General features: G+C 51.4%; 14 protein-coding genes. 1 reads left to right on the top strand and 13 read right to left on the bottom strand.

Going from position 1 to position 12,410, the window contains the following annotated elements; translation table 11 throughout:
- Positions 1-26 precede the first annotated feature (26 nt).
- From NST43_RS13200 to NST43_RS13170, 7 genes are all read right to left on the bottom strand, one after another.
- Positions 27-641, bottom strand: coding sequence for a TetR/AcrR family transcriptional regulator (locus tag NST43_RS13200; RefSeq protein WP_339224824.1), 615 nt, complete (start codon positions 639-641; stop codon positions 27-29).
- 210 nt (positions 642-851) lie between these two features.
- The gene (locus NST43_RS13195; protein ID WP_339224823.1) at positions 852-1,628 is read right to left on the bottom strand and encodes a stalk domain-containing protein; all 777 of its coding nucleotides are present in this window, start codon (positions 1,626-1,628) and stop codon (positions 852-854) included.
- A gap of 99 nt (positions 1,629-1,727) precedes the next feature.
- Positions 1,728-2,495, bottom strand: coding sequence for a M15 family metallopeptidase (locus NST43_RS13190; RefSeq protein WP_339224822.1), 768 nt, complete (start codon positions 2,493-2,495; stop codon positions 1,728-1,730).
- Positions 2,496-2,564: 69 nt separating this feature from the next.
- Entirely contained in the window at positions 2,565-3,899 is a 1,335-nt protein-coding gene (locus NST43_RS13185) for an FtsW/RodA/SpoVE family cell cycle protein (RefSeq protein WP_339224821.1), read from the bottom strand.
- Positions 3,899-4,231, bottom strand: a complete 333-nt coding sequence (locus NST43_RS13180; RefSeq protein ID WP_209986167.1) for a helix-turn-helix transcriptional regulator — start codon at positions 4,229-4,231, stop codon at positions 3,899-3,901. Before NST43_RS13180 ends, NST43_RS13185 begins: the two co-directional genes overlap by 1 nt.
- Positions 4,232-4,415: 184 nt before the next feature.
- The gene (locus NST43_RS13175) at positions 4,416-5,870 is read right to left on the bottom strand and encodes a DHA2 family efflux MFS transporter permease subunit (RefSeq protein WP_339225410.1); all 1,455 of its coding nucleotides are present in this window, start codon (positions 5,868-5,870) and stop codon (positions 4,416-4,418) included.
- Between the two features lie 67 nt (positions 5,871-5,937).
- Positions 5,938-6,507 carry a TetR/AcrR family transcriptional regulator gene (locus NST43_RS13170; protein WP_339224820.1) on the bottom strand — a complete coding sequence of 190 codons (570 nt, stop codon included), beginning with the start codon at positions 6,505-6,507 and terminating at the stop codon, positions 5,938-5,940.
- A gap of 208 nt (positions 6,508-6,715) precedes the next feature.
- On the opposite strand from NST43_RS13170, the gene NST43_RS13165 reads away from it, so the two are divergent.
- Positions 6,716-7,159: a DUF4395 domain-containing protein gene (locus NST43_RS13165; protein WP_339224819.1), complete on the top strand. Its 444-nt coding sequence runs from the start codon at positions 6,716-6,718 to the stop codon at positions 7,157-7,159.
- A 125-nt stretch (positions 7,160-7,284) separates the two neighbouring features.
- On the opposite strand, the gene NST43_RS13160 is transcribed toward NST43_RS13165, so the two are convergent.
- The 6 genes from NST43_RS13160 to NST43_RS13135 all read right to left on the bottom strand — a co-directional run bounded on the left by NST43_RS13160 (position 7,285) and on the right by NST43_RS13135 (position 12,363).
- Complete coding sequence (locus NST43_RS13160; protein WP_339224818.1) at positions 7,285-7,626, bottom strand: DUF6054 family protein; 342 nt, start codon at positions 7,624-7,626, stop codon at positions 7,285-7,287.
- Positions 7,627-7,674: 48 nt separating this feature from the next.
- Positions 7,675-8,205, bottom strand: a complete 531-nt coding sequence (locus NST43_RS13155) for a hypothetical protein (RefSeq protein WP_339224817.1) — start codon at positions 8,203-8,205, stop codon at positions 7,675-7,677.
- A gap of 114 nt (positions 8,206-8,319) precedes the next feature.
- Positions 8,320-9,252: an NAD-dependent epimerase/dehydratase family protein gene (locus tag NST43_RS13150; protein ID WP_339224816.1), complete on the bottom strand. Its 933-nt coding sequence runs from the start codon at positions 9,250-9,252 to the stop codon at positions 8,320-8,322.
- Positions 9,253-9,549: 297 nt separating this feature from the next.
- Entirely contained in the window at positions 9,550-10,539 is a 990-nt protein-coding gene (locus NST43_RS13145; RefSeq protein WP_339224815.1) for an ROK family protein, read from the bottom strand.
- A gap of 235 nt (positions 10,540-10,774) precedes the next feature.
- On the bottom strand, positions 10,775-11,560 hold the full coding sequence (locus NST43_RS13140) for an ABC-2 family transporter protein (RefSeq protein WP_339224814.1): 786 nt from the start codon (positions 11,558-11,560) through the stop codon (positions 10,775-10,777).
- Positions 11,561-11,568: 8 nt separating this feature from the next.
- Positions 11,569-12,363, bottom strand: a complete 795-nt coding sequence (locus NST43_RS13135; RefSeq protein WP_339225409.1) for an ABC-2 family transporter protein — start codon at positions 12,361-12,363, stop codon at positions 11,569-11,571.
- Positions 12,364-12,410 lie beyond the last annotated feature (47 nt).

Below are 12,410 nucleotides of genomic sequence, written 5' to 3'. Positions count from 1 at the left end.
TTGTCCACTCTTTTCTCTATTCATGATTAGTTATACTTGTGAAAATACTGCTCAAACAATCCGTCAATCTGCTCCTCCAGCGGGGCCAGCTTGAAGATCTGCTGAAGATCCTCCCGTTCCTTCGGCAAACTGCTGACCATAATGACCGGGAAGACAATCGCCCCGTAGATCTGCATGTTCATCATCATGAGCTTATCGCGGTCCTGTTCGCCGGTAATCTCCCCGAGAGCATCCAGAATCCGCTCAATCCGCATCAGCTTGGAATATTTCGCATATTCATCGTGTGAGCCCATAATATGGTGTCTCTGATCCAGCATCTGCCGGGCCATCCCGGGATAACGGCTGAGATTCATAATATACCGTGTGAAAAATAACTTCATACGCTCCTTCGGCGGCATTGAAGTATCCTCAAGTGCCTTAAAAGCATCGTCAAAGGTGCCCACGAGCTGCTTCACTGCGTCGCCAAACAGCTTCTCCTTGGAGCCATAGTGGTAGTTCACCAGCGCCAGATTGGTCTCCGCCCTTGCCGCGATACTGCGCAGGGTAATGCAGCGGAATCCCTCCTCGCGGATCAGCGCAACCGTGGCATCGAGGATAAGTTGCTTCGTATCTTTATCTGAAGCATCAGCTTTGTTGCCCAATTTAAATTTAACCATAATGCAGCTTGTCGCCCTCCTCTGTCACAGAATCTTAATCATTGATCTAATCAACGATTTAAACATTGTTTAATTCGAATTTTAAATTACTCTCTTTCCGGCATTCTGTCAACAGAAAGTTAAAGGGAGAATTCCTGCAGCTATACTTAAGCCGTGGAATTCTCCCTTGGGAGTAGAGTTATGTCTTATGCGAATCTAGGGTTGAGCCGGGCTGGCCCATACTTCACTGGCTGCCTGGACCGGCGTTAGAGTTAGCTTGGTGAGCTTACCTGAAGCGCCCAGTTCCAGAGTCAATACGGCCTCCGCTTTGGTGAATGACAATACACTCACAATCGTCATTACTCCATCCTGCTGTGTGCTGGTGGTGGTTTTCACTCCGAAGTAGCTGCCCGCCAGCGTGTTAATCCCTTCCAAGCTCTGCTGGAGCACCGGAAGAGCAGCGGGTTCTGCATCCTTGGCGTAATACCGCTCCTTCAGCGCCGGATAGTTACCAGTTACAAGCAGACCTGCTACGGCACCTGCCATTACCTCCGGTGTATATACGTCAACCTGGCCTGTTTCCGGATTATAGGAAGTGACTAACCCGATCGCTGCAAAAAAAGACAGCGGCGCGTACGCCTTTTTTTGTTTTAACTCAAAGCCGCCTGTAAACGGTACTTTGTTCTTGCCGTCCAGCATAAGCTCCTTACCAGATAATCTGAACTGAACGCTCTCCTGGAACCGTTCCAGCAGGAATGTGCCGGTAGCTCCATTGAAGCTGACCTTATATTTGAGGGCTTGGGCCGTTTCCCGCAGCGGGAGCATGATGTCCGGTCCGTCGGTATAGGCCGATGCCCCGCCTAGCTGCAATTCCTGACCATTCACGATAATCCTCAAGCTTCCGGCTGCACTAACGTTATGACTGGTCAATACACCTGCTCCTGCTGCAAATAACATTACACTAAGGAATACGGCTACGATTCTTTTGAACAAATCGATCCCACCTCTCCTGTATTCGAATATTATGCACGCATGCTTCAGAGATTAACCTTACATTATCCATTAACCGTTCTGTACAGCTCTGGAACAGCCCTACTCCACTTTGAAGTTGAAATATTGCTTCGGGTAAGGCTCCTTAATCAGTGTGAAATGCCACCATTCCTTAGCGTACGGCTTGAAGCCATGCTTCGTCATCGCATCCTTCAGAATTTTGCGGTTAGCATGCTGGGTGCTGCTGATGAGCGTCGTATTATAGTAAGAGATTTCACCAAAAAAATCATAAGGACTGCCCATATCCACCAGCTTGCCTGTGCTCTTCTGAGCCAGGGTCAGGTCGATCGTGCTGCCCCGGGAATGCCCGGATTTCTTGGCGATGAAGCCCAGCTTGAACAGATTGCGCTTGTCCAGCTTCGGATAATACTGTGGCTTCATCTTCAGATCGGCTGCATCCTGCGACCAGCGCACAAAGTGGTTGACGGCTTGCTGCGGACGGTAAGCGTCATAGATTCTCAGGATATAGCCCTTCTGTTCCAGGTCTTCACTGACCTTCTTCAGCGCAGCGGCGGCAGTCCGCGAGAAGATTGCCAGCGGTGCCTTATACCCGTCCACCCTGGTGCCGGTAAAATTATTCTCACTATAATAACGGATCTCATATTGCGCCGTGGGAATAACCTCATCCAGATAGACAAACCCGCCGGGGAGACTGTTTTTCTTCACAACTGTACTTGGTGTAAACGATGTCTCAGCAGTCACGGGTGCCGCTGCAGCCGTTGTCATTACGCCCAGAAGTGCAGCCCCGCTTACAATCATTGCACCTAACAGTAATCCGAGTCTTGTGCCTGTATATCGCAGCTTGTTCACGATGCTTATTCCTCACCTGCCTTATCCCATATTTACCCTTCCAGTATACGGTGCAGCCCCAGGGAGCGTCTATAGTGAAGATGGAGCTTGCCCCGCCGGGAGCATATCTTTGCGCCGGTAGATCCCCATTAGCAATCCGACAGCGGCGAATTCAATCAGGACATGCTGCCCGTAGCTTAGGAAGGGAAACGGTATGGATGTAAGCGGCATTCTGCCGCTGAGTATAGACAAGCCATACAACAAGCGGATCGATAGCATCAGCGTCAACGCAAGGATCAGCATCCGCCCATAGGTATCGCTTACCGCGCGGGCGTAGGAGACCATTTTGAGTACAAACCAGCAAGTCAGCGCAAGCAGCAGCAGGCCTCCGGCCCAGCCGAAGCATTGGATCAGGTACACAGGAAAAAGGTCCGTATAAGGAAACAACAAGCGTTCTTCCGCTCCTCTATAACCCATTCCCTGTCCTCTCCAGCCTGCGGAGGTTAGCGTGTTGTGAATTACACTATTCAAGTAGCCTGCGCCCGTATCCCTATGATCCGCTTGAATTGCCGCCATGATTCGTTCCCGCAGTTGCAGTTGGTTCCACACATAGATTGCCCCGCCGGTTAGACATGTTACAGCAATTACCGCACCTCTAATCCAGCGGCGTGTCATCCAGATATAGAGCGTCAGGGATACGGCCAGATATAGAATCAGTTCAGGAACAGCGGGGATAACCGCATAAATCACGGCCGGCAGCAGCAATAACGATAATTCCGCCAATTCTCTTGTTCGTCCGCTCCATGATTTCATGAAGCCTTGTCTGTTCCATATTCCTGCCAGGGCAACCACAAACACATAAGGACTGTATCCGATCACATCGAAGAAGAGTCCCAGGATGCCCACATAACGCCTAACGCCATTAGTCACCTGAAGACCTACCAATATGCTGAAGAGAATCGCCATGAATGCTGCGCAATAAATAAATCCCGAAGCTCTCAGCACGTGCTTGAAATTGATGAAATACATGATGGTCATGACCGCGATCCCAAGAACGATATACACAGATTGGCGCAGCATAAGGGCATCAGGAAATTTGTAATAATCCCCAAACCCCGCTTCCACAGCTGCCATCCCCAGCAGACTTACCGCTGACAACAATATTACACCGGCCAGCAGCCCCCAAGGAATGCGTGGTTTATGGATCTGGTGCAGCTCTCTGCCTACGGCCTGCGGGTCGCCCATTTGCGCGATAGCGTACTCCTGGGCTTCTTCTTCGGAATTACCAAGCTGCATCCGCTCTGCCACCAGGTCTGCATAATGCCCGCTGAGCTCGTCCCGGATTTCATTGTGCATCCCTTTCGCCCTGACCTCGGCGCATACTGTATCCAGGTAATGCTCCAGATCCTTCTTACTCTGCTCCATCAGCCGCTGCCCTCCCCCAGAACGGTATCCATGGCGCCCTTGAACAGCGCCCACTCCGCCTTCTTCTCCTTAAGCTTGTGCTTGCCCTCATCCAGTAGCCGGTAATACTTGCGTCTGCGTCCGTCTACCTCCATCCAATACGCTTCCACCCAGCGTTCACTCTCCATCGCATGTAGAATCGGGTAGAGCGTACCCTCCTTCAGGGCAAAAACTCCCTGCGAGCGCTGCTCCAGCTCCTTAATCAGCTCGTACCCATACAGCGGCCTGTCCAGCAGCAGAGTAAGGATCATCGTCCCTGTGCTCCCCTTCAGCATTTCTTTGCTGACCTTCATCGGCATTCCCTCCTGTTTGTTTCGCCTATACATCGTTAATCTATGCTCAATATACAGTATTAACCAAACGAAGTCCATCCCCCTCACATCCGCCTTCATACATTAGCAAACACAAATAAACCTCTCCTTGGCAAAATGGTTGCCCATTTTACCAAGGAGAGGTTCTTATTCAATTGCAGATGAATTAGTGCATAGAAGCCTGAGCCTTGTGCGAAATGATGACACGCTTAAGGAAGAATGCAATTACCAGACCTATAATAGCCATGACCATCCCGAAGATAAAGGCGTTCTGCACCCCATGGGTGAAGGCAGCGCCGATGTTCAGCGGATCAGCCGGGTTAGTGACGGTCTGCATGTAGCTTTTGGAGCCGGAGGTCATGATGCTTACTGCCAGCGCTGTACCAATCGCACCCGCCACCTGCTGGAGTGTATTCATAATGGCTGTACCATGCGGGTAGTATTCCAGCGGAAGCTGATTGATACCATTCGTCTGTGCAGGCATCATAATCATGGAGATTCCGATCATCAGCACACTGTGAAGCACGATCACGAAGACAACGGTCGAAGTAGCTGTAATCCCCGAGAAGAACCACAAGGAGACGGCGACGAGCACCAGTCCAGGGATAACCAGCCATTTCGGACCATATTTATCAAATAGACGCCCCATGACCGGCGACATCAGCCCGTTGATAATTCCGCCTGGCAGCAGCAGTAATCCTGCCTTGAAGGCTGAATACCCTTGTCCCTGCTGCAGATACATAGGAAGAATCAGCATCGAGGAGAGAATGACCATCATACAGATGAACACCATTAGTACCCCAACCACGAACATCGGGAACTTGAAGGCGCGCAGATCAATCATCGGCTGCTTCATCGTCAACTGGCGGATACAGAACAGAATAAGGGCAATCGCACCGATCACGATGGCGATTATAACCTTCGGACTTCCCCAGCCTTCCGCTTCACCGGCGCTGCTGAATCCGTAGACAATACCGCCGAAGCCCAAGGAGGACAGAATAATGGACAGAACATCGATCTTCGGCTTCGTCACTTCCGTAACGTTCTGCATGAAGAAGATTCCGCTGAGCAGAGCGATCACCAGGAACGGCAACGACAGCCAGAAGATCCAGTGCCAGCTCAGGCTCTCAATCAGCAGACCAGCAATTGTAGGTCCAATCGCTGGAGCTACCATGATGACCAAGCCGATAAGTCCCATCGCCGCCCCTCTTTTCTCAGCGGGAATGATGATCAGAATCGTATTGAACATCAGCGGCAGGAGCAGCGCGGTTCCCATGGCCTGCACCACTCTTGCGGTGAGCAGAAACTCGAAATTCGGCGCTATCGCCGCAAGAAACGTGCCAAGAATGGAGAAGCATAGGGCAGCGACGAACAACTGTCTTGTGGTGAACCACTGCAGAAGCATCCCGGAGATCGGAACCAGAATGCCCAGCGTCAGCAGATAGGCGGTAGTCAGCCACTGCGCCTTCGATGGTGTAATTTGCAGGACATTCATAAGATCACTTAAAGCTACATTTAGGGCGGTCTCACTGAACATGCCGATGAAGCCGGCGATCAGCAGGGAGATCAGAATGGGTAAAGTCTTGAATTGCCGGGGTTCGCTTGACCCCTTGTCAGTCATAGTTGCGTTCACTCTCGTATCCTCCTGGTATCTGTGTAATCTCTCTCTATGGTCTTGCGTATTACGGTTAAGCCAGTATTGCCGGAATGCACTTTGCCGCTGCTTCCAGCGGTTGAATATTTCTGCAGGTCAACGCCTGCAGCAGCGCTCCCTCGAACAAGGAGACCACCACCGAAGCTTTGCACTCTGCCGCTTCCTCCTGTACCCCCTCCCGGATCAGACGCTTCGCAATGATATCCTGCCAATCCTTGAAGACACACTGGCAAGCGGTGCGCAGCTCATGGCTGACACAGGAAGTCTCCACGGCTACCCAGAAGCTGAACGGAACCAGTCCTTCAAAAGAGGATTTCTCCGCTTCATCGGCCATGGACAGAATGAAATTCTGCACAGCCTGAGCCGGTGCCACTTCACTCTCCATATAATGGCGCAATAAACGGGCTACCTCTTCGCTAGTCCGGTTAATGCAGGTCAGGGCCAGCTCTTCTTTGCCATGGGGGAAATAATAATATAAGGAACCCTTAGGCGATTCGCTGTCTCTGATGATCTGATTCAGTCCGGTAGCATGATAGCCCTGTGTAAAAAACAACCTCGAAGCCGTATCCACAATGGCTTCACGTGCATTATGCTTGCTCGACAAGCTGTACACTTCCTTATCTTGACGATCCAACCATTATAACAATTGGTCTACATAATAAAACCATAAAAAAACTCCATATGTCAATGGTTAATAATTTCAAATTTTAAATTCCGCCTTTAAATGATAGTTCTTTAGGATTGCCACGTACCGGTTCTGCGGCTATAATCTAATTAAATTTAATTATTCCAATACGAAAGGTGTGATTTAAATGAATCAAAAGCCTACAGTGCAAGGAATTCCCCGGCCGTTAGTAAAGCTCAATCAGGCCTTCATTGTCATATCTGTATTACTGGCCTTGCTCACAGGCCTCCACTGGATTCTCGTCCTCCCGCTTGCCGCAGGATTATCGGGTCTAATCTTCGGATATAATCCCGTCATCAGGCTGAGCAGCCCACTACTGACCAAGCCGCGTTCTACTTATGTGCTGGAAGATCCGGAGCAGCAGCAATTCAACCAAAAGATTGCCGTCTTCTGTCTGGCGGCCGGACTGGTCAGCTTTCTGGCTGGCTGGACGATCGCCGGATATATCTTCACCATTATGGTTGGAATCGCAGCAACGGTTGCCATACTCGGCTTCTGCATCGGCTGCTTCATTCATTATCAGTGGAGAATGTACACATACAGACGCAAGCAGGCCGAGCTTCACAAATAATCCGGGATTTCCTTCCTGCTGCGCACATCTACACCTTGTCACAGAACAGGCCAGCCAGTCCTTACAGCAGTCGAACACTGCTGTCAAGGCTTGGCTGGCCTGAGTTCACTCATTTTCTTCCCGGCTTACTTGACTACGTAATCTTCAAGGATCTCTTCCACTGTAGATGCGAAACTCTGGCCTGCGCCCCAATCCATCTTAAGAACCAGGCCTTGGGAGGCGCCTGCCGGAATGAGACGGACATTACTGCCCGTTCCCCGCAGATTATCCACGATGATTACCAGCGCCGCCTGATTTCTGGACCGGAAGTAGAAGCGTTCATAGATCAGCGTCCCGATCATCCGGCCATTCCCCAGGTCGTTAAGCTCCTCATACAGAAGCTCCGACCGCTGTGTCATCCCCTCTTTGATCCGCATGATTACTTCACTCGGCTGCAATTCGACATTCAGTTGATAAGACTCTCCCATGCTTATCCTCCTCACGGAATTATACTCAGAATCCAAGGTGTAACCCGTTCAGCGTTCCCTGCCTGCCACATCCCAGCGGTGACGGAACTTTTCCAGGCGCGGATTGACCTCTTCCGGCTCTTCGGAGAGCAGCAGGCGCAGCTTGACTATCCACTCCTCGAAGGAGGAGAAGGAAGCGAACAGAATCGCCATCTCTGGAGTCAGATAGAGAAAATACGGTGCGGGATAGATGTCGCTGATATGGCGCAGCGCCGAATCCAGCGGGGTATATTTCTTCCGCTTACCTTCGAGGCTCTCCACGGTGATGAAGGATTGTCCCTGGTCTTTTTTCCACTCATGCAGCCGGTCGTCCCGCTTATACCAAGCTTTCACCGGCTCCTTCGTCATCCGCCGGACGGTTTCTTCATGCAGCGGGTAGAGCACCAGCTTCGTGAACTTGCGCTCCACTGCCGTCTCCGCCGCCTTAAGCAGCTCCATATCCGATATATGCTCGAAGGAATCATAGAAGATCAGCGTTCCCTTACGTTCATTCGCTGGCGGTTCATAACCATAAGGCACATGCTGTATATCGCGTGTCATCCTATTACCTCCCGTGTGATTACTGCCTATAGCATATCATGCAACCCGGGAAGGCGTACAATTCTGCAAGCCTGTTATAAAAGCACCGCCGCTCATTTCCCTTGGCTAATTCCGCTATCCCAGTTCTTCACGGAACCATTCTATGGTTTCCTTAATGGCATTTTTATACGATGTCGGATTATATTCAGGAAACCGTTTCATGAATTTATTATCATTCAGCAGCAGAGGATACTCGAATTCATACAGAAGCTCATGGAATTCATTAGCTTCCTTATTGAACATACCGGCTAATCCGACTGACCAGCCCGGCACCGCACAGTACTTCCCCGGACTGCCTGCCGCACGCTGGATGTTCATCAGGAATTGCCGCCCCTCAATAGCGCCGGAGCCGGACACATGCCACTCCCCCTGTTCTCCGCTCTCCGCCAGCAGCACGGCAGCTCTGGCCGCATCGCGGATATAGACCAGATCATGCGGGACATCCAGCTTCACCGGCCACTTAATCGTTCTGGCCTGAAGGGCTCCGCTGAAGATCGGTCCGAATAATCGGTTCGTGACATTGGGACCGTAACAATTCGGATATCGCGGAATCACGTAACGGAAACCGCGCTGCGCAGCCTCTGTCTCAAGTAGCTTCTCCAGTTGATTCCGCAGCTTCCCCTTGCGGGTTCGCGCCTCCTTCGGATGGCGTTCATCCGCCGGAAGATATTGGAGCTTGCCGTAACCGTAGATATTGCCCGGAAATACCAGCGTCTGACCAGTTTTAAGCAAGCGCGTCACCCGCTCAAGCGCCTCTGGCATGAATGAGTACCAATCCTGATACGGCACATTAAGGCAGAAATAGACAGTTGTCTTCCCATTAAGTACTTCAGCAAGCACCTTCTCATTCATTACATCTACTGCCGCCAGGGTCAGCAGCGGCCCCTTCAGCCTGCGCAGAGCCTGACTGGAACGGTGGTATGTAGCCGTCACTAGCTTGCCCCGTGACAGTAATTCTTGTGTGATGGAATGGCCCAGACCGCCATTGCCCCCAATTACGAGATTCATAACATTAACGGCTCCTTAAACGAACGCATGAATACCTTCAGCAAGCTGCATGACGGTACATTCAATCTGCCCGTGATTATAATTCGCAGTATCATCCATGCTGCTTCCTTAAAAGAGAAGGATATATATTCCAGTATTCTGCGCTGTTATCAGTATATCGCCTGTAAGTTACTATATTCATTGGGTTAATTTGACGATTCATGTCGATTCCGGGCTTTTATATGGACATATGGTGAATTATTGCATTTCAATAGTTTTGCATCAGGTGGATGCGGCCAGCCGCACTCGAATTTTCGCTCAATTAGAATGGTTTAGTTGAACATGCTTATGTTTCTGATAAGCATACACAGCCGCACCCAGCGTACCCGCTCGGCTGCCCAGCTCAGCCTGAACAATCCGGCACCGGCTAGCGGACAGCTTCAGCGCATGGGCATTTACGGTATCGCGGACACTATTCAGGAGGCGGTCTCCTGCTGCGGCCATGCCGCCCCCGATAATAATCAGCTCCGGGTTCAACAGATTGATCACATTTGCCAGCCCAAATCCCAGCAGCTCCCCCGTCTCATGCATAACCTCAACTGCCAGCAGGTCTCCCAGATCATAAGCCTCAGAAATCATCTTCGCCGTAATCTGCTCCTGGTCTTGCTTGGTCCAGGTCTGAATCAGGCTGACCCTACCTGCCCCCAGCTTCTCCTTAAAAGTATTCACCATCCCCACCGCAGACACATACCGCCCCAGGCATCCAGAGCTTCCGCAGCGGCAGGGCCGTCCCTGCCGGAACATATTCATATGCCCGATTTCACCAGCGCTGAAGGTTGTCCCGTAGAGCACCTTGCCGTCATGAACCATCCCTGAGCCGAGGCCTGTGCCGAGTGTAAGCAGGATCAGATGGTTATGCCCTTGTCCGGCCCCCCGTTGCCATTCCCCGTAGAGATTAACCCGCACATCGTTATCTATGTAGACATCGAAGCTGTAGTACGGCTTCATTTCGTTGACCACATGGACCTGCTCCCAGGCGGGAAAATTCGGTGAAAAGACCGACAGTCCTTCCTCCGGGTCGAGCAGGCCAGGAATTCCCATGCCCATACAGGCAATCTGCGACTCGTAAGTCCCGCTTTCTGCACATAGCTGCGTAACGGCAAGCCTGATCCGCTCCAGCACATGCGCCGGACCAAGCTGCGCTTCTGTGGGTATAGATAGCTCCTCTAGCGCTGTGAAATGCTCATCGAATAGGCCTGCCTTTATATTGGTTCCGCCCAGGTCAATACCGACTATGTATTTGTCCATTCTGCCCCGTCCTTCTTTCTCCCATTAGAATGCTCTAGCCTCTCTTCTCTTATTATGCGCTTTCAAATTTTAGATAAGTAGCATTTTCCAAGCATATGGATAGTACGTTTCACTTGAAAGCGAACATCCTGCCGATAGCGATTGCTGTTATTTTATTGACAAAGAGGGCTGCCCCGGCAGCCATTTCTCAAGCTGCTGGACAACCCTCACTGTATAACTATTTCATTCAAGCTTCTTAAGAACCGGCGCCCTTGTACTGCTTGACGCCGAAGCTCCAAGCCATCAGGCCGATGCTGAGGAAGACCACGCCGACCAGCGGGGTCAGCAGCGCCATCGTCCGCATCTCATCGCGGTGCAGGAACAAGGCTGCCGGATAGATCCCGACAAAAGCAAACGGGATGATCCAGGTAAGCAGCACCTGAATCGCCCGGTTATAGATCGTTACCGGATAACGTCCGTACGTCTGGATGTTATACATCAGCGGCAGAATGCCTGTCGGGGCATCCGAATAGAACGACAACGAGGTCAGTGTCGTATAGATCCCCGTATAAATGGCTACTGCGCTGAGAGTCAGAAGAATCAGCATCGGCAGGGTCCACCATTCAAACGGCAGGCCCAGATTGCTGCCGCTGATCGCCATGACGATCAGCCCGATGAAGGAGCCGACCAGTGAAGGCGGGTCCACATTCTCCAGGAAGATCTGGAACAGGTTATGCGCCGGACGGGTCAGGACGCGGTCCATTTCGCCTTTGACAATATACCGTTCACTGAAGCCCCACATATTGACGAAGCAGCTGAACACGCCGAACGGCACCATGAAGAAGCCGTAGACGAACACCACTTCGTTCTGATTCCAGCCGCCCAGGCTGTCGGTATGCATGAAGATGACCAGGATAAAGATAAAGTTCGTCGCCTGGAACAGCAGATCGGAGATGACCTCCACCCAGAAATCCGCGCGGTAGGTTAACCGTGTTTTCATATAATTCTTCAGATATTCAATCAATAAGCCCAGGTAGTACATAGCTCAGCTTAACCTCCCTGCACGAACAGCCGCTTACGCGCTGCGTGATTTATCCAGACAATCGGAATGAGCAGAAGCAGGAACCAGAAGACCTGGATACCCAGCACATTCCAGATGCCTACCCCCTGCACCCGGCCTGTAAATACAGAACCCGGCAGATAGGTAATCGCTTGGAAGGGAAGCACCTTAAGCACGGAGGACAACCAGTCCGGGAATAAGGTAATCGGCACAATCAGCCCCGAGAACAGATCCACGACCACACGCTTCATGCGCATCATCCCCTCATTGTTCTCCACGAAGAAGGCAGACAGACCTGTAATAATGTTAATCTGCGAGCTGATCAGGAAGCTGAAGAACAGCATGACCAGGAACCCGGCCCAAGCCGAAGGCTCAGCAGGCAGCTGTACCGGAAACAGCAGAACGGCAATCACCATGCCCGGGATCATCAGCATCATGAAGCGGAACAGGCCTTCGCCGAGGCCCTGCATCATTTTAACCAGAACATAATTATAAGGACGGATGAACTGAATGGCGATGCTTCCGTCACGGATATCGGTGGAAATCTCCCGGTCCAGATTGTTGAAGTAGAAGGCCCGCGCCATCCAGGATACCGCCACATACGTGGTCATCTGCGCCCCGGTGAAGCCGCCGAGCGACTCGCCATTTCCATATATTGCTTTCCAGGTGAAATAGTTCACCCCGATATTGAGCGTGTAGATCAGAATTCCTGAATAGTAATTCACCCGGTAAGCAAGCATCGTCAGGAACCGGATACGAATAAAGTCAAAATAAGCGCCAAGCAGCAGCCTCCGCCCATTCTCCCGGGAGCCGCCCGGAGAACCACCGGAGG

The organism is Paenibacillus sp. FSL H8-0332, assembly GCF_037963835.1.
GTDB lineage: Bacteria > Bacillota > Bacilli > Paenibacillales > Paenibacillaceae > Paenibacillus_AQ > Paenibacillus_AQ rhizoplanae.
The sequence above is the reverse complement of the archived record's forward strand: the minus strand, read 5'-3'. Positions and strand labels throughout refer to the sequence as shown.